Source organism: Paenibacillus chitinolyticus (assembly GCF_045038035.1).
In the GTDB taxonomy this organism is placed as follows: domain Bacteria; phylum Bacillota; class Bacilli; order Paenibacillales; family NBRC-103111; genus Paenibacillus_F; species Paenibacillus_F chitinolyticus_A.
The window spans coordinates 1,685,491-1,702,892 of sequence record NZ_CP173427.1 but is presented as its reverse complement, the minus strand read 5'-3'; the positions used below and the strand labels follow the sequence as shown (position 1 = coordinate 1,702,892).

At 54.7% G+C, this 17,402-nt stretch carries 20 protein-coding genes; 5 read left to right on the top strand and 15 right to left on the bottom strand.

Annotated features, from left to right (window positions below; genetic code table 11):
- Nucleotides 1-23: 23 nt before the first annotated feature.
- From ACI48J_RS07810 to ACI48J_RS07775, 8 genes are all read right to left on the bottom strand, one after another.
- Nucleotides 24-1,010: a cation diffusion facilitator family transporter gene (locus ACI48J_RS07810; protein WP_326051558.1), complete on the bottom strand. Its 987-nt coding sequence runs from the start codon at nt 1,008-1,010 to the stop codon at nt 24-26.
- A gap of 201 nt (nt 1,011-1,211) precedes the next feature.
- A complete protein-coding gene (locus ACI48J_RS07805) occupies nt 1,212-1,502 on the bottom strand; it encodes a hypothetical protein (protein ID WP_405082375.1) in 291 nt (96 codons plus the stop codon).
- Between the two features lie 113 nt (nt 1,503-1,615).
- Nucleotides 1,616-2,515, bottom strand: coding sequence for a carbohydrate ABC transporter permease (locus ACI48J_RS07800; RefSeq protein WP_405082374.1), 900 nt, complete (start codon nt 2,513-2,515; stop codon nt 1,616-1,618).
- Nucleotides 2,516-2,528: 13 nt separating this feature from the next.
- The gene (locus tag ACI48J_RS07795) at nt 2,529-3,398 is read right to left on the bottom strand and encodes a carbohydrate ABC transporter permease (RefSeq protein WP_405082373.1); all 870 of its coding nucleotides are present in this window, start codon (nt 3,396-3,398) and stop codon (nt 2,529-2,531) included.
- Complete coding sequence (locus ACI48J_RS07790) at nt 3,395-4,804, bottom strand: extracellular solute-binding protein (protein ID WP_405082372.1); 1,410 nt, start codon at nt 4,802-4,804, stop codon at nt 3,395-3,397. The genes ACI48J_RS07795 and ACI48J_RS07790 overlap by 4 nt, the downstream gene beginning before the upstream one ends.
- Nucleotides 4,801-5,751: an amidohydrolase family protein gene (locus ACI48J_RS07785; RefSeq protein WP_405082371.1), complete on the bottom strand. Its 951-nt coding sequence runs from the start codon at nt 5,749-5,751 to the stop codon at nt 4,801-4,803. The genes ACI48J_RS07790 and ACI48J_RS07785 overlap by 4 nt, the downstream gene beginning before the upstream one ends.
- A gap of 260 nt (nt 5,752-6,011) precedes the next feature.
- Nucleotides 6,012-7,367, bottom strand: a complete 1,356-nt coding sequence (locus ACI48J_RS07780) for a TrkH family potassium uptake protein (RefSeq protein ID WP_405082370.1) — start codon at nt 7,365-7,367, stop codon at nt 6,012-6,014.
- Nucleotides 7,368-7,472: 105 nt separating this feature from the next.
- Nucleotides 7,473-8,030, bottom strand: coding sequence for a hypothetical protein (locus tag ACI48J_RS07775; protein WP_405082369.1), 558 nt, complete (start codon nt 8,028-8,030; stop codon nt 7,473-7,475).
- A 248-nt stretch (nt 8,031-8,278) separates the two neighbouring features.
- Here ACI48J_RS07775 and ACI48J_RS07770 point away from each other — a divergent pair, with 248 nt between their 5' ends.
- Genes ACI48J_RS07770 through ACI48J_RS07750 form a run of 5 tightly spaced genes read left to right on the top strand, consistent with a single transcriptional unit; the run spans nt 8,279 to nt 12,300 of the window.
- Complete coding sequence (locus ACI48J_RS07770; protein WP_405082368.1) at nt 8,279-8,611, top strand: cupin domain-containing protein; 333 nt, start codon at nt 8,279-8,281, stop codon at nt 8,609-8,611.
- A 16-nt stretch (nt 8,612-8,627) separates the two neighbouring features.
- Nucleotides 8,628-9,374 (top strand): hypothetical protein, encoded by a 747-nt coding sequence (locus ACI48J_RS07765; RefSeq protein ID WP_405082367.1) that lies wholly within the window; start codon nt 8,628-8,630, stop codon nt 9,372-9,374.
- Between the two features lie 46 nt (nt 9,375-9,420).
- A complete protein-coding gene (locus tag ACI48J_RS07760) occupies nt 9,421-10,623 on the top strand; it encodes an NAD(P)/FAD-dependent oxidoreductase (protein ID WP_405082366.1) in 1,203 nt (400 codons plus the stop codon).
- A gap of 25 nt (nt 10,624-10,648) precedes the next feature.
- On the top strand, nt 10,649-11,866 hold the full coding sequence (locus ACI48J_RS07755) for an MFS transporter (RefSeq protein ID WP_405082365.1): 1,218 nt from the start codon (nt 10,649-10,651) through the stop codon (nt 11,864-11,866).
- 20 nt (nt 11,867-11,886) lie between these two features.
- A complete protein-coding gene (locus ACI48J_RS07750; RefSeq protein WP_405082364.1) occupies nt 11,887-12,300 on the top strand; it encodes a hypothetical protein in 414 nt (137 codons plus the stop codon).
- 143 nt (nt 12,301-12,443) lie between these two features.
- On the opposite strand, the gene ACI48J_RS07745 is transcribed toward ACI48J_RS07750, so the two are convergent.
- The 7 genes from ACI48J_RS07745 to ACI48J_RS07715 all read right to left on the bottom strand — a co-directional run bounded on the left by ACI48J_RS07745 (nt 12,444) and on the right by ACI48J_RS07715 (nt 17,383).
- On the bottom strand, nt 12,444-13,442 hold the full coding sequence (locus tag ACI48J_RS07745) for a zinc-dependent alcohol dehydrogenase family protein (protein WP_405082363.1): 999 nt from the start codon (nt 13,440-13,442) through the stop codon (nt 12,444-12,446).
- A gap of 147 nt (nt 13,443-13,589) precedes the next feature.
- Nucleotides 13,590-14,279: a VOC family protein gene (locus ACI48J_RS07740; protein ID WP_405082362.1), complete on the bottom strand. Its 690-nt coding sequence runs from the start codon at nt 14,277-14,279 to the stop codon at nt 13,590-13,592.
- Nucleotides 14,280-14,358: 79 nt separating this feature from the next.
- A complete protein-coding gene (locus ACI48J_RS07735; protein ID WP_326051417.1) occupies nt 14,359-14,853 on the bottom strand; it encodes a GNAT family N-acetyltransferase in 495 nt (164 codons plus the stop codon).
- Nucleotides 14,854-15,037: 184 nt separating this feature from the next.
- Complete coding sequence (locus ACI48J_RS07730) at nt 15,038-15,493, bottom strand: hypothetical protein (protein ID WP_405082361.1); 456 nt, start codon at nt 15,491-15,493, stop codon at nt 15,038-15,040.
- A 113-nt stretch (nt 15,494-15,606) separates the two neighbouring features.
- A complete protein-coding gene (locus ACI48J_RS07725) occupies nt 15,607-16,017 on the bottom strand; it encodes a RidA family protein (protein ID WP_326051422.1) in 411 nt (136 codons plus the stop codon).
- A 66-nt stretch (nt 16,018-16,083) separates the two neighbouring features.
- On the bottom strand, nt 16,084-16,653 hold the full coding sequence (locus ACI48J_RS07720) for a hypothetical protein (RefSeq protein WP_405082360.1): 570 nt from the start codon (nt 16,651-16,653) through the stop codon (nt 16,084-16,086).
- Between the two features lie 43 nt (nt 16,654-16,696).
- Nucleotides 16,697-17,383 (bottom strand): DUF1361 domain-containing protein, encoded by a 687-nt coding sequence (locus ACI48J_RS07715; protein ID WP_405082359.1) that lies wholly within the window; start codon nt 17,381-17,383, stop codon nt 16,697-16,699.
- Between the last annotated feature and the right edge of the window lie 19 nt (nt 17,384-17,402).

The following is a 17,402-nucleotide window of genomic DNA, read 5'->3' as shown; positions in this document are numbered from 1 at the left end:
AACGGTTTAGCGGTTGGAAGGCGTTACCGGTTGGCGGCAGGCACCCAGTCCTTCACGCCGTTATCTTCGAGAATCCCCAGCGTGACGTCCGCGATATCGGGGTCTCCCAGCAGCTTGTCGCGCACACGGAATTTGATATCGTCCGCTTCGGCAAGCGTCAGACCCGGTTTCAGTTCGATCAAGCCTTCCACATGATAGTACCGGCCTTCCTGAAGAACGCGCAGCTGATAAATGTCCGTCACCAGCGTTTCGGAAAAAATAATGCCGGACACCTTGTCTTCCACGTCGGGAGGCGCGGAAACGCCGATCAGGCCGACCATATTGTCGTAGCCGACGCGGAACGCGACGAATATCATAAGCAAACCGATCAGGATAGTCATCAATCCGTCAAGGGCGCTGAAATTCGTAAGCGAAGTAACCACTACCGCAATAAGAGCCAGCAGAGCGCCCGTGGTCGCAACCAGATCTTCGTAGAAGACGAGCCGCGTCGGAGGGGCCGCACGTTTCACATGCTTGAAGGAAGCCTTGACGATTCCAAAACCGGACGCTTCCGCTCTGGACTCTTTGATGACCTCCTTCATCGCCTTGTACAGCACATAGCCGTCAATCACGATCGACAGGATCAGAACCGAAAGATTCAGCCAGAATCCGTGTGATTCGGCCGGATGCTGCAGCAGGTGCAGCCCTTCTCTTATCGTTTCGTAGGCCATAAAGGTGACGACGAGAACCGCGATCATGCAGAAGATATTGATGACGCGGCCGAAACCCGTCGGAAATCGGCGGGTCGCTTTTTTCTCCGCAAGTACGCTTCCGGTAAACACGAACATCTGGTTGACGGCATCCGCAATGGAGTGCATGGTGGATGCAAACATGGCACCGCTGCCCGTAAGCGAAGCGGCGACACCTTTTACGATGGCAATAATCGTATTGCCCAGGGCCGCCGTAGCCGAAGACATATTCCCTTTCTTGATTAACTCCAACCAATTCGTTCGTTCCGCATCCGGGCTCATAAGAAAATGAATCCTCCTAAGTAAAAAGGTAGTTAGGGTTAGGTTACCACGAAACCTTTCCGTCAAATCATCCTTACGCGGTACGGGTAAGAACGGTTTCATCAATCAACCGAAAAAAACCCTTTCGTTTGCGGCGCTTCGGGCAAGTCATCCTTGCCGGAAGCCGTGCAATAGAAAGGGGATCTCCTGTGTCCGGACCGGTCAGCTCCAGACGTTCTGTCTTTCCTTGGACTGGATCGCGCCCGACGGGTCCAGATCCAGTTCGCCGTCGGCCGCCGAATCGTCGGCCCGCAGCCCGATCCGCTCGTGGGCGCTGACATCCTCGAATATTTTGAGCGGAATCGTATCGTCGGCGGACTTGCCGCCTGTCGTTACATCTTCAAAAGCGGACTGACGGATCTCGCCGCCCCGCGTATCCGTTAAGCCCTCGGCTCCGGGTCCGGCCTTTGCCGGCGTGTCCGCTTGCTTGCCGCTCTCGGTCTGCCTGTTCACTGCGCATTCCTCCTCGTCATCGTCGTCGCTATCCTCGCGGAAAAGGTTCCGACGATAGGTTTCCCGACTGCCTAACATGCTACTCCCGTCGTTTCCGCCCTCTTGCCATGCTCTTATTTAAAGCCGGTCATGGCGATGCCGCGGATAATCTGCTTCTGAAACAGCAGAAACACCGCAAGCAGAGGCAGGATAGAGATAGCGGCGCCCGCCATGATGAGCGTCCAGCTTCCGCTGTCACCCGATTCGCTGGAGAAGAACGCAAGCCCGACGGGAATCGTCAGATGCTCCGGCGTCTGCGTGACGATCAGCGGCCAGATAAACGCGTTCCAGCTGCCCAGAAAGGTTAAAATGCACAGCGTGGCCAGCGCCGGCTTGACCAGCGGAACGACCACGCGGAGCAGAATGCCCCACTCCCCCATCCCGTCGATACGGGCCGCATCGAGCAGATCGCGCGGAACGGATTCCATGAACTGCTTCATGAGAAAGATGCCGAACGCGGAGATGAGGCCCGGGAAAAGAACACCCAGGTAAGTGTCGACCAGCTCCAGCTTGGCGGCAAGCAGATACCAGGGGATGATGAGCATTTCGGTCGGAACCATCAGCGTGCTTAGTATGCCGACGAAAATGACGGTTTTGCCCGGAAACGTAAATTTCGCCAGAATGTATCCGACCACCGTATCGAAAAAGCAGACGGATACCGTCGTAATGATTGCAACGATCAGACTATTGACGATCCAGGTCGCATACAGCGTCTCCGCAAAAAGCGTCCGGACGTTGCCCAAGGTTGCCTCCGGCGGGATCAAGCTCAGTGAAAACACATCCTGCGGCGTTTTTAACGTGGTCGCGATCATCCAAAGGAAAGGAAACAGCATCGCAATCGCGCCCGCACCCAGAAGAAAATAAGCGGAAAAGGCGAACGCACGGATACGATACCGGGCTGTACGCTTGACTGCTTTTTCGCTGCCCCGCCTCCGGAGTCCGGCATGCTCCGCGGCCCAATCAAATTTGCTCATGGCCGTTCTCCTTTTAATACTCGACTTTTCGGTTCAACGTTTTGAGCTGCAGCAGCGACAAGAGAAGAATAAGGAGGAACAAGACGACGGTAGCCGCGGTCGCCTGCCCCACATTGAACTGCTTGAACGCGAGCTCGTAAATATACACCACGACGGATTTCGTAGAGTTAAGCGGCCCGCCCCCGGACGTCATGTTTAAAATCTGGGTGAAAGACTGCAGATACGAGATGCTTGCAATAATGACGGAAAACAGCAGGACCGGGTTCAGCAGGGGCAGCGTCACATGCACGAACCGCTGCCACGCACCCGCTCCGTCGATGGCGGCCGCTTCCTCGTATTCTTTCGGGATATTTTCCAGTCCCGTGAGGAAAATCAGCATTTGAAAGCCGAGGTTCTGCCAGATCATAGCGGCGGTGACGATAAAAATAGCCTGGTCCGGCGAACCCAGGAACAGTTGGGACGGCAGACCCAATTGGAGCAAAAGGCCGTTGACGATGCCGTTCTTCATAAAAATCCAGCGAAACACCCAGCTCACGGCTACGACGCTGGTGACGTAGGGCAGGAAGTAGACCGTCCGGAAAAAAGCTTTGAACCGGATAATCCGCCGGAGAAGCAGGGCAACGGCAAGTCCGGCCGCAAGCTGCCCGGGCACCCCGATCAGGACGTAAACGGCCGTATTTCGGAGCGAAATCAGGAATACCGGGTCGTGGTACAAAGCCAAGTAATTGGAGAAACCGACGAACGGCTTCTCCTCCGACAGCAGGTCCCATTCGCGAAAGCCGACCAGAAAGGAATACACGATGGGAACGATCCGGACGCCGATGAAAAACAGCAGCGGAACGAGCAGGCAAGCGTAGACGAAAAAGAGCCGCTGCCGCTTCATTTTTTAGCCTGCTTCGCCCAATAGTCGTCGTAAAGCTTCTGGGTTTTGGCTACCAGTTCCTCGAAAGCCTTCTCCGCGGGAACTTTATTCAGCACGACACTGTCCGCGGCCTGCACGAAATAGTCCCGCTCCAGCTTTTCATCCACGAAGAAATGGGCATTGGCATCGCCGAGCTGGCGGATGAACGGGCCGATTTTCTCGTCTTTGGCGTACTTATCCTGAAGGGCGACGGCCTTGGATGCCGGCAGCTCGCCGACTTTTTCCACCCACTGCTCCTGCACCTCCTTGCTCGTCAAAAACTTGAGGAATTCGGTTGCCGCCTCGAGCTTTTTCCCTTTGGCGTTCTTGGTGATTCCGTTGGCCCAGAATGAAGCTTGCGTGGCTTTTCCTTTGTACGCGGGCAGCGGGGCGACGGCGAAATTCAGATTCGGCGCATCCTTCTTGAGTCCGCCGAGCTGGAACGAGCCGTCGATATTCATCGCCGCATGGCCGCCTTTGAACGCCGTAATATCATCGTTGTAAAAATCTTTCGTTCCAACCTTATGTACGGTGGCAAAATCAAGCAGATACTTGAACGCCTGAAGTCCCGCAGGAGTCTCGTTCCATAGGACGCGCTTCCGGTCTTCGCTGAGATCCTTGCCGCCGGCCTGATACACAAGCGCATCCCGGTACCAATGGTGCAGCTGGGAATTCGGCTGCCAGGCCAGGCCTTCGACGACAAATTCGCCTTTGGCGTCCTTCTCCGTCAATTTCTTCGAATAATCCACCAGTTCCTCCCATGTCGCGGGAGGCTTCGCCGGGTCCAGCCCCGCTTTTGCAAACAAATCCTTGTTGTAGTATAACCCCAGCGTCCGGACGGCCGTCGGAATCGCATAGTAGCTTCCGCCGATATTCGCCGCTTCAACGAACGGGAAAAATTCTTCCTTGATCTTCGAATCCGGGAACGATTCCTTCGGCAAGGGCTGCAAATAACCCGATGCCGTGTATTTCGGGAGCCAACCGTAGTACAGATTGATTACATCCGGTCCTTTGCCGGCCGGAATCAGCGTCGCCACCTTTTCGTTATACTGGTCGTAAGGAAAATTGGTTTGTTTGACGGTAATGTCCGGATGCGTCTTCTCGAATTCTTTAATAAGCGAATTAATGAGATCCACCTTGACCGGATACTGGTACTGCCAGTACTCGATCGTGACTTTCTCGTCCTTGCCCGCGTCCCCGGATTGCTGGCCGGATGCGTCTTTGGCGCCGTCCCCGGAAGCGGACCTGCTTCCCGAGCAGCCGGCCATCAAACCCGCGCTCAGCGCGGCGGCCAGCGTTAACGCCGTAAGACGGAAAAGCGCGGGCTGCGGCTTGCCTTTTTGGCGCTTCTCTGTATTCCCGTATTCTTTTTCCAATTTGCTGCTCATAGGACTTCAACCCCTTTATGTTCTTGAACGCTTGCGGCCGCTTCCGGCAGACAGAGCAGCCTTCTCGCGTTATTGCCGAAAATGCTCTGTATGTCCGTTTCATTGAAGCGCAGTTCCCTGCATACGCGGACCTGATCCTGCAAGTAGCGGTAGACGTACCCGCGGGGGAAGCCGCTGGAATCCGATCCGTAAACGACGCGTTCGGGACCGATCAGCTCCACGGTTTTGCGGAACAGGGTTTCCAGCGTCAGGTCGTAGGGCGTCCACCGCATCCACTGGTTGGAGCCGGACGTGTCGACGATCACGTTCGGGCATCCCCAGCACAGGTGCAGCAGCTCCTGGTAGTAGCCCGCTCCGAAGTGCGGAATGAGGATCGGGATGTCCGTAAACTCCCGGGCCACGTTAAAAACGGCCAAAGGGTTGATGTTCCGGTGCTGCACGATTCCGCCCGTATGCCCCAGAAGCCCGAAGTGGATCAGCACGGGCAGCTTGCGCTCCGCCAGGAAGCTCCAAACCGGTCGGAGCGACGGATCGTCCAGCGACGTTTGGATAAGCGGGCCGAACAATTTGTAACCCCGGAGCCCCAGTTCGTCTACGGCCCGCTGCAGCTCTTCCACCGCATCCGGCGCTTCGATGGAATGATGGGCGAAGCCCGTAAATTTGCCGGGATACTTGGAAATTTGCTCCTTTAGATCGTCGTTTCCCCTGGCGGTAAGAAAATTCAATCCCCCGATTCCGTACTTGTCGAGCTCATCGGCCCAGCGGTCGATAACCGGCCGCCCCGCATCCGGACCGGTGTCCGGTCCTGACGGAAAATCCCAAGCGAGCCGCATCCGCTCTCCCCGCTTGGCCTGCGCGCCGTCGATCACTTCATCGTGTTTGACAAACTGCTGCGCGTAAGGCAGGTGTCCGTGAATATCGAAGACTTTGAACCCGTCTTTGAACATTGTCCGTTCCTCCTTCTCCTGCTGCTCCGCTTGCATCCCCGGCACCATTCATCCCCTGAGAGAACCGGGATTCCTTCGCTAGGGCAGGTGCCCGTCAACTAAAAAAGACACTATCCGCGTTAAGCGAAATAGTGTCTCCAGTGGTCTGGTCAACAAAATATTATTTTTTCCAATGGGAATACTAGGAATTATAAAACGCCGCCGAAAAACTGTCAAACTCTTTTTTCTGTTCCCGGGTTCCCGGCGAAGAAGCGGCTCCTTTACCCGATTGTAATTTTTCCTTCCGGGTAGCGGTACAGCTCTTTCGTCCCCTTCGGTGTCAGCGCGTAGGCAAGTGTCAGCGGACCCAGCCGGCCGGCAAACATCAGAATCGCCATCAGCACCTTGCTCGGGGAAGTAAGCTCCGGCGTCAGCCCGAGGGAAATGCCGGCCGTTCCGAAAGCGGACGTGACCTCGAACAGTATTTTGATAAAAGGACCGTCCTGCAGAACCGAGAGAATCATCGTACCCGCCACGACCAGAATGAGGGACATCAGCGTCAGCGTCGTCGCTTTATAAATGCGTTCCTCCGGGAGTCTTTTGCGGAAAAACACGATATCCTCCTTGCCCCGGACCATCGTAATGACGGCGCCTAAGAGAATCGCGAACGTCGTGATTTTGATTCCTCCGCCCGCCGATCCCGGCGCCGCCCCGATAAACATAAGGATAATCACAAAGAACTGGGTTGCCTGGCGGAACGATTCGATATCGATCGTATTCATGCCCGTCGACCGGGTCGTTGCCGACTGGAAGAAAGCGGCGAAGATTTTGCCCGAAAGACTAAGCGGCTGCATCGTCAGCGGGTTCGTGTACTCGAAGATAAAGACAACGACGGAACCGAGCAGAATGAGCAGGCCCGTTGCCGTAAGCACAACTTTGGAGTGGAGCGTCAGCTGCCGGGTCCGCTTGAAGTCAAGCAAGTCCGCTATGACGATAAATCCGATCCCCCCCAGAATCATAAGCCCGATAACTACAATATTCACGTAAGGATCGTTTACATACGCCATGAGGCTTCCCTGGGCTCCGGGCAGACTGCTGAACAAATCGAAGCCGGCGTTGTTGAAGGTGGAAATACTATGAAAAACGCCAAAGTAAACCGCTTGTCCAAACGGCATGTCGAAAGCCCACCGTACCGTCAATAGAACCGCTCCCGCCAACTCGATGGCAAGCGCATAGGTCAGCACCTTGCGGATCAGCCGCACGATGCCCTCCACGGACCCTTGATTCATCGCTTCCTGCAAAAGAAGCCGCTCCTTGAGGGTGATCCGCTTGCGAAGCACGAGCGCGATCAAGGTCGCCATCGTCATAAATCCGAGCCCGCCCACCTGGACCAGCATAAGGATGACGATCTGGCCGAACAGCGAAAAATGCACCCCGGCGTTCAGCACGGAAAGCCCCGTCACACATGCGGCCGAAGTCGACATAAAAAAAGCGTCCAAGTAAGAGATCGGCTCACCGGTAGAGGAGGCGGCAGGCAGCGAAAGCAGCACCGATCCTATTAAAATGATAGCCAGGATTCCGAGGGCCAAAACTTGCGGAGGCGTGAACCGGATCAGAATCCTTCGTTTTTTACCCATGTTGTTACTCTCCTTCTCCGAAACACAGTCCCCTCTATCCTACCCAAAAAAGAAAAGGAAAGCCACCTTGACAGGTGAACTTTCCTTCGTCTATGAATTCCTGAATTAATAGGGGGTTGTGCTGGCGCAGCCGTATACATCCATTTGGCGCTCCATGTTCTCGTCGTAAATTTTGGTTACCGTGCTGGAACGGAACGTAACATCGACCGGAGGAATCCCTGTAACCGATCCTGTCATTTGAATGGCTTCGGTGTTATGAAAAGTGCCGGATGGCGTTTCGATTTGAATATAAACGTCCTGAATGCTCTCTACGCCATCCATCAGGTCCTTGCCTTCCGGAACGACAACTCTTCCCCGGATAGGAAGCGCTTCATGGCGGATGTTTCTTCCTCCGGACATTTTAACTTGCTGGCCGGGCCATAAAACTTTGCTCGTAGCTTCCACTTCGAACTTCAAAATTTCCAGGTCAATGGTCGTCTCTCCATTGTCATGGCTGACCGGGGTCTCGAACTTAAATTCAATCGGCCCCGTGCTGCTTAACTCAAAAAATTCCGTGCGTCCGTCTAGTAAACGGAACTCTACCTCGCTTTTGGCAGATGGAATTTCCATCACTTGATTGCTCAAAAGCTTCATCATTTCTTTCGTTCGAACGAGCACGTTCATCTTGTCATTCCTCCTTCATTCATTTGAAGAGCTATACAGGGCACTCTTATTCGCGATGGACCGGTCATCATCGAAATAGGAGTGTCTGTATTTCTCTAAGTCGATTATTTCATTATTTTCCCATTATTACTCTGCTTAATGAGTCTCTGCACCTTCTCAATATAACCCGACTTGTGTGTAACAGATGACGATTAGAAAAGATTTCCGTTTGTTATGCTGTAAGAGAAGCTAAAGGAGGTGAGCAAGTTATGAATAAAAAAAAAGAAGAGCTTATCCTCTCGAATACAATTCCTTGGACGGACTCTTCCATGCAAGGCTCCCGAATTAAAAGCTTATGGTTGAATGAAACGGAAGTTTTCGTCGCCATGATGGAATCAGGAACGGCTATCCCCCTGCACGATCATCCCGGAAGAGAATTCACTTACATTCTGGAGGGGGAAATGATGGTGGACGATACCTTATTAACCGCAGGCGATTTTTTGACGGCCGGTCCAGGTGAAATTCATCGCATAAATATTGTGAAACCGACCACATGTTTTATTATCACCGAAAAATCGATCGAATTTATTCAGCAAAACTGATAATAGGAGTCAGACTATGGTCCCTAATGGCAGGAATACCGATTTTAAAATCGTCGAAGAAGTCCGGGCGGCTTTATTTCAGTTCAGAGAGGCGATTGACCGCATGTTCGGCGGGGAGTACTGCATGGATGAGTTAGAACGGTATCATCATAAGGATTTTGTGAATCGTTGGGGCAATATCGCCGTGAACGGCAAAAGCGTCAAGAGCACCCGGAGGGATCAGCTCGACTCTTTTGTGTTCATAGCCCAGCATTACAAAAAATACGGCGGAGCCGCCATGCTAATCCCCTGGCACAAAATTTTGCTGCGCTCGCCCGAAGAAGCCCTGGTCGCCTTTGAAATCTGCCAGGCCGGGCCGTATTTCTGGGACCGCTCCTTCGTCCTGCATGTTTGGCGGAAAAACGAACAAGGGCAATGGCAAATCTACCGGATGTTCACCGAACAAGAAGGAAGAGCCGTTCCCTCTTACGAGCAATTGGGAATGAAGAGTTTGGACGCAGCCAAGAAAGAACTGGCAAAAGAGTTCCGGCGAACCGCCGCAGCTATAAAAAGATGCGATGGGGCCGAATCCGAACCGGAGCAGCAGACAGACCGGGAAATCCATGCGGATATCCAGCACGTTGAAATGAAGTCCGTCCATGAAGGCGTGATTTGTTATCACCTGCATGTTCTCGATAAGAGCGGAAAACAAGCGGATTTTCGGATCGCGGTAGAACTATGGAAGAAAGAAAACCATTCTTGGTTCAGGACCGCAGTCTTGTAAAACTTCTGCTTATTTTCGCCCTATAAAATCTGAAGCGGGGATTCTATTGAAACCATTCGATGCGATTATCGTTGGCGCCAGGTGCGGAGGAGCGTCACTCGCTATTTTTCTTGCCCAAAAAGGGTATTCCGTCTGCATGATCGATAAGACCGTGTTTCCGAGCGATAATTTCTCGACCCATGTGTTTGGCGGGTGGGAGTTATATGCCCAGTTGAATGTGGAAGACGCCATCAAAAAAGCAGGCGCACCCGAGATGACGAGATTCCGTGTAGGATTCGAAGAATGCAGCTTTGAAGCTCCCATGGTCGTGACTCCCTCGGTTTGCGGATTAAGGCGGATCAAGCATGACCAAATTCTACTCGACGAAACGGTCAACCATCCTCAGATCACGTTTATGCCGAATTGCAGATTAACGGGTCTATTGTACGAAGGGGAAGAAGTTTGCGGAATTACCGTCAAAGAAGAGAGCACGATCAAAAACCTGTACGGCAAAGTAATCGTGGGAGCGGATGGGCGCGACTCGGATGTGGCGAATCTTGCCGGAGCAGCCAAGTACGATGTGGCGGAATCGCCCCGCTGTATCTTTTATGCCTACTATAAAAACGTAACCCCCACCCCTATGCCGACTTTCGAATTTTACTGGTCCGATCACGATATCGTCTTAGTCAATCCTTGCGATGAAGATCTGCATTGCCTGGTCGTCATGCCCCTTCAAGAGCACTATAAAACTTGGGCCCGCTCCCCGGACAACAGACTCCGGCACAAGATTTCACAGTTGTCTTCTCTTTCGTCCAGATTTTCCGGCGCCCGGATGATCGGCAGAGCCCGAGGAACCGACCGGCTTGAATCTTATTTGAGACAGTCGTACGGGAAAGGCTGGGTACTGGTCGGCGACGCCGGGGCCGCCGTTCATCCGTGCGCCGGAGCCGGGATCGAACAAGCTATGGCCTGCTCCGAAGTCCTCGCTGCATGTATAGACGATTTTCTGACGGATAGATTGCCCTGGTCGCAGGCCATGGACCGGTACACAGAGTTCAGAGATCCTTATGTCCGACAAAATAGGAATGCGGCTTTAAGCTTAGCCAAGCTCCCTCCCGTTCAGTCCGACGTTATTCCATGGGTCCGGCTTATTTCTACCCTGCCGACCTTCACGCATAAGTTTATTCATCAGATTCCCGGCTTTATTTCAGCGAGTACGGATGCAGCTAAGTTTAACGGGCTAAAAGGAATGCTGGGAATAAACGATTGATATTTTTTTAAGGGGAATGAATCCGGTGGCGATAACCAAAAAAAATTTTGAAGTGCTAAAAAACCGAACCTTTTTTTCCGTATGGTCCGGTTTTCTGATCTCGAGACTCGGCGACGGTTTTTTTACGATCGCTCTGGGCTACATCGTGTATACGAAGTCGGGCTCGGGACTTGCCATGTCTTCGGTTTTCGTGGCGCAGATGCTGGGGACCATACTGATCGGCCCGATTGCGGGTACTTATGCCGATCGGACTAACCGGCGCAATTTGATGATCTTAACGGACATCATCCGGGGAATTTTAGTTTTCCTGCTCATGATCCTGCTGACGTTCTATGAAGTGAATATCCCGCTGATCATTTCGATCACCTTCGTGCTGAGTGCGGCAAGCACGTTCAACTCGACAGCGTTCCACTCTTCCGTACTGAACATGGTAGGCCCGGAACACATTGCCGGCGCGACTAGTCTGCTTCAGCTCACTATGACTACCGCGCAAATCGCCGGGCCTGCTATGGCCGGGTTAGTAGTGACTACGGCCGGAGGGCCGTGGGCTTTGCTCATCGACAGCATTTCCTATTTCGTTTCGGCCCTGACCGTCATACTGGTCAAATTCTCCAATCCTTACCTGCCGGCCGATAAGCGCAAGACGTTCACCATCGATTTAACCGATGGCGTCAAGTGGATTCTTAAACAGCCCGTAGTGCTGGGAGTCTCGCTTTTCGGAACGTCGTTAAGCCTGTTTGGAGCCGCCCATACGGTACTGATTTATATCATTTCGTTAAAAATATGGAAAGTAACGGGATTCGAATACAGTCTGCTGGAGATAGCGTGGCCGATCGGATTAACGGTTGCTTCCGGACTCTTGCTCCTGGTCCCCAAAATCGACCGCCGGGGCCTGCTCATTTGCGGAGCCTTCGTCGTTTCCGGCTCCACCTATATGATCGCCTCCGTTATGGCCGACATTTATACAGCTCTGCCTTTTTTGGTGGTCAGCGGTATTCTGGCAGGGGGCGGCGCTACTTTAATGACGATTCTCATGCGGCAGATCGTTCCTTCCGAATTTCAGGGCCGAGTATTCGGAATGTACGGTTCGCTCAGCAATGCGACCTGGCCTTTGGGCGCTCTTCTAGGCGGCTTTTTATCCGAGAGCATGGATGTCGTCCAACTGGCTGTCATCTGCGGAGCCGGTCTCTTGCTGACAGGGGTATTCGGTTTACTGAATAAACCGTTGCGTCTTTATCATTAATCTGAAAAGGAAGTGGAAAAATGAAAGCCTTGCTGAAAGAGTTCAACGAATTTTTCGACCGTTATTTAACGACCTGGAATTCGTGCTCCATTGACGAATTGTCGGCCATGTTCTCTAAGGATCTCGTCATTGGTTACGCGTATCCCAATAATCGGGTTACCTTGGGAACGCTGGACGATGCATGCGAATCCTGGAAAAATTCGTATGATTATTACAAAGACCGGAATCCCAAATGGCATTTCAACATTGTCCAGGTCACACCCGTAGATGAAGATAAAGTCATGGCTATATTCTGGGTCAGTCATTCTTCGGACCACATTCTTTACGATAAAGTCTGTATGAATGTAGAGACGTTCGCCAAAAACAACGGGAAATGGAGCCTCCTTAGATCATACAGTGAAATCGCGATCCCGATGAAGTACGTATTTGAATAAACCGGGCTTTAAAAAAGACGCCTCTCGCAGCTTTAACGAGAGACGTCTTTAGTCTTTAAGTCACGCGCAATTTACTGTACGTATCCCTGGAGAAAAAGCCGGACATCGGAGCCAGGAAGTCTCCTCGAATCGTGAGCCGATTCTTACGGTTCCTCGCTCGCCTTCCCGGTCAGCAAGATCTTCCCCGGCACGCCGGATTCGAACGCGGCCACGGCGGCGTGCACCTCGTCCAGTCCGAAGCCGGCGGCGATCTTCATCAGGCTCAGCCTTCCGTCCCGGACAAGCTCTATAATCTCCTCGAACGTCCCGATCCAATCCGCCGCGGAAGCATGGCGGATCCAGTGCCGGAGCCAGAACGGCCGGGCGTTCACCCGGTGCAGCCGGGACATCGCCGCCCAGTCCGCAGGCACCCCCGACAGCAGCCCGATGCTGTATACGGTGCCGCCGGCCCGCACGCAGCCGGCGAGAGCCGCTCCGTCCGGGCCGCCTATGCTGTCCACGGCCGCGGTCGCTCCCCGGCCGCCCGTCTTGGACAGCACCGCCTCGCGAAGCGGCGTTCCGGCGGTGTCGATGACGTGAGCCGCGCCGAGGCGCAGCAGCTCCTCCGTATGAGCCGCGCTGCGGGTAACCGCAATGAGCTCATAGTTGAAAACCGCCGCCAGCTGCGCGAACACCCGGCCGATCGCCGAGCCGCCGGCATTGACGACGAGCGTATCGCCGTACTTCAGGCGAAGCGTCCCGCAAACCGCCCAGGCGGTCACCGGGTTGATGTAGAGCTGGGCGGCCGTCTCGTCGGGAATGTCCGGCGGAACCGGGATCGCCAACCCGGCGGGCGCGAGGACCGATTCCTGCCAGGTCCCTTCGCCGCGCAGCGGGAGAACCCGTCTGCCGAGCAGTCCCGGCGGCACGGAAGGGCCCGTCTCCTCGACGATGCCCACGCCTTCGTAGCCGGGCACCGCAGGGAGGGCGATCCGGTGGGCATAAGCCCCGCGCACGGGGATCAGGTCCGACGGATTGATGGGCCGGGCCAGCATCCGCACCCGGATCTCGCCCGGCCCCGGCGGGACGACAGGGGTGCGGCGGATCTCCAGTACTTCAGCCGGAGGACCGAACCGACCGTAATAGACACTTTTGTTAAGCACGCTGTTCTCTCCCGTGATGTCAATTTTCCGAAGCCGGGCCAGGAGCGGCGTACGGTGAACGGAGCTGCGGCCAAAGCGCGGAAGGGCCTCCTGCCGTTTGCAACCCGTAGGCCGCATAACGGTCATGCGCCAACTGCCGCTCCCCGTTTACGGCTTATCCGGCACGCACTCTCCGGGCTCTCCGAATGAAATTCCTTCTTCCTCGCCGAGCCGCACCCGGCATCCGTCTGTCCTGACGGCCAGCGGATAGGGATGCGAGCTTCTTTCGCCCGCGAACCAGACCCGGCCTTTTTTCACCACGATAAAAAGGCCGTTCTCGTCGCCGACCGGCGCGAACGTATCGCTCGGAATCTTCCAGGCATCCAGCCCTGCCTGCCGTTTTAAATCCCGCAAAGCGGCGGACACATCGTCTACCGGCATTCCGATTTCGCTGACGCACAGAAAATCTTCTTCGCCGAACGGTCTCTGCGACGCATTCTCAAGATTATGCCGCGCAATCAGCTCGACAATATTGCCGGCCGGGTCTTTGAAATAAACGGCATGGGCGTTCCAGCTTTCGAAATGAACGACAGGGTGCCCCTTCTCGCCGAGAAGTTCCACTCTGTCCCGGAGCCAGCCGGCCGCTTCTTCGATCTTGTTCTCCGGGATGTTGAAGGCGAAGTGATAGAAGCTATCGTCATCCCGGGCCGTACGGACGAACGTCACGTTCGTGTTCCCGGCACGGAAGGAAAAGGAGCCGCCGGACTCTCCGGTCAACGGCAGCCGCAGCCGCTCCCCGTAAAATTGTTGTAATTCGGATAGATTCGAAGCGTGAAGGGTAAGTTCTACTATTTCCATGATGTTCACTCCTTAAGGTGATTCATCCTCGGGCCCGGAATGCTCACGACCACAAGGGATTCAAGCCCTTCGTCTTCCCCTAAACCGCTTCGCGCCTGCGGTCGCCGAGCACAACGGACGTTTCGATCTGCCGGTCCGGTATGGTCCAATATGTGCGCAGCAGCCGCTCCTTCTCTTCCTCGGGGACGAGAGAGAAGCCGTTTTTGAGATAAAAGGCAATCGCCCAGGAAGCGTCCGCCCACGTACCGATCAGGAACGGTTTATCCGTCAGGTTCGTCAAATATGCCAGCAGCCGGCTGCCGATGCCTCCCTTGCGCTGGTCTGTCCTCACATAGGCGTGCCGGATCAGGGAAACGTCGCCTTTATCCTGGATGCCCATCACCCCGATCAGACGCCCGCCGTCCTCATACCCCCAGAACACGACCCCGCTGCCGATTTCGCTCTGCACTTCCTCCATCGTCATGTAAGGCTCGTGAAACCGGTCGGCCGGTATAATTCCTTTGTAGGCGGCCGCCGCGTCGTTAATAATGTCGTAAATATCACGGATATCTTCTTCGGTACAAATTCGGATCATAAGTGAATGCCTCCCATTAATCGTGGACTTGCGCCCTCGGCAAGTAAAACCGGGGTCTTAAGCAAAGAGAATGTCTCTGGCCAAACGGGTGTAAGGGCTGTCCGGCCGAATTTCAGGGTCATAGACGGCCGGTCGCCCGGTCCGTTGCAAAACCCGCACGAAGCAGCCATCCGTGCCGACAGTTTCAGCCTTGCGGGACGTCGTTTCCGGCTTTGCGCCGGGTCGGCTTCTTTTCGGCCGATTCATGCCACAAGGCGCTGATTCCGATCGTTGTAGCCGCGTAAATCGGGTAAAAGGGCGTTAGTATTAGCGTCATCACGTAAATCATGTAGGCTTGATCCTCACCCGGAAACAAAGCCGCCGTAACGCCACTGAACAAAATCCAGTAAGGAAACCACAGAACCACCGCCCAAAAGGCAAGCATCCGCCCTTTCATCCATTTCTTGGTCATCCGCATACACAGCAAAGTGAGCAAACCGGCTAAAAAGAACGCACCCCCGACCACAATCTTCAACGAAGCCGAGTGGGACAAGCCCAGAGGCTTGACGACGCTCATTCCGTAAAGCAGACATTGACCGAATACGAGACAGATGCACGCATATCCCGCGCTGATTCCGTTCAATTTGAGAAAAGCGTTCACGCCTGTTCATCCCTTTTGCCGCACAGCGTTATTTTCCTGATTATACCATAAGGTTCTATCCCCTCCGCAACTAAAAAAGGCCCCCTCTCACAAAGGAGGGGGCCCTTAGGCGGTCAATCTCCGAAGCCGGAAGAAGTTTCCTTCACAATGGCCTGGACTTCGATCTCCACCAGCAGTTCGGGATCGATTAAGGCCCGTACTTCCACCATCGTGGATGCCGGACGAATATCCTTGAAAAATTCCCCGTGGGCTTTGCCGATCTCTTCCCACCGGCCGATATCCGTTACGAACATGCGCGTCCTTACGACATCGGCCAGTTTGGCTCCCGCCCGGTTAAGCGCCTCTTCGATAATGCCCAGTGCGCATTTCGTCTGGGCGTACGCGTCTCCTACGCCTACAACGGCTCCGTCTTTCATGGCGGTCGTTCCCGCTACTTCAACGATGTTGCCGACCCTTACCGCTCTGCTGTACCCGACAACAGGCTCCCACGGCGAACCGGATGAGATATTCTTTCTTTTGGTCATGATTTCTCTCTTCCTCTCCGATAAATCTGATTGCCGTCCGTTCTTTATTCTTTCGCAAACCTGCGATTAACGCTTGGCAAAAACGGCCGCTCCCCCCGCTCCGAGCACCATAAACGCTTCCCCGGACGGTGAAAACCCGCCCTTCAGCCAGCCGTCGAGCCGTGGAATCTCCAGCATAACAGCTCCGGCCAAATACCGGTACCCTCCGGAGAAAACATTCTCCAGGATCACGGAAGCTCTCGGCCACCACGGGTAAATGACCTCCAGCCTCCAGCCATCGGCGTTCATCTGAATGCCGTCTCCGCCGTCCAGCCCGAAGACGCCGATCTCTTCCCCCGTCTCGGGCACGGTGAATGTTAACCCGCCGCCGGCGAGATGCCGTTCGGTCTTCGCCTCGTCGCGTTCCCTGACAAGCCGCTGCCCGGTAAAGGCGTCCGTGACGCTGTAGCCGCTGCCGATCAGGACTATCCGGCCGTCCCCGTCCCAGCCGCCGGCCGTTACTCCCGCAGCCGCAATAACCGTCTGCAGACGCCAGGGCGGCGGCGGTTCTCCCGGAGTCAGACGCCTGGTCTGACGCAGCAGGTCCCGTTCAAAGTCCGTCCTCGGATCGGCCGGATCTTTTTTCGAAAATAGCATGACATTCTCCTATCCGCCTGAACAAGCTGCCTATGGGAGCTTCTTATGCACGCTCAGCCGCCCGGCCCGCCTGATGGACAACAAAATAAAACGACACGTAAACAATCCCGATCATAAGACCGAACAGCAGGGAGAAAACGATCGCCGGCGCATGAAGGCTCTCTATGGCGATTTGTTTAATGAGGCTTACATCCGTCAGCACGTCCCAACTGTTCAGCCGGTATACTCTGCCCAGCAGTACGCCGTATCCGCCGAGCAGCGCCGCCGCCGCCACAAAGCCCCAGGCAAGCAGGGGACCTGCGGCAAGCCGGATAAGCGAATGAACCTGATAGAGGGAATATACGCAGAGCAGCAGACCGTTCCACGCAAAAAGTACGAGTACGAGCAGATCGTACCAGTACCTGAACGCAACCGTGCCTTGAGCGGAGGCGTAGAGCCCCTTCATCGCGGTTAAGTGAACCAGGTCCGTCACGATATAGGGGGCGTTCGGATAGAACAGCAGCCAGCCTCCCCCCAGAACGACGATGATAGCGGCTCTCATCCCGGTTTGTACCCGGCGTCCGGTCTCATAAGCGATAAACGAGAACACGAACGGAACCCAGGCCAGAAACAAATTCCAAGTCAAAAAATCGTAATACGTCTTGTTCCGGAAAACGGAATAGACCAGCAGCGTAAGTGCCGACAGAGCCGTCAGAAACGCGGCCGATTTCCACGCAGACAGGTGTACCATTATTGCTCCTTCTTCCGCG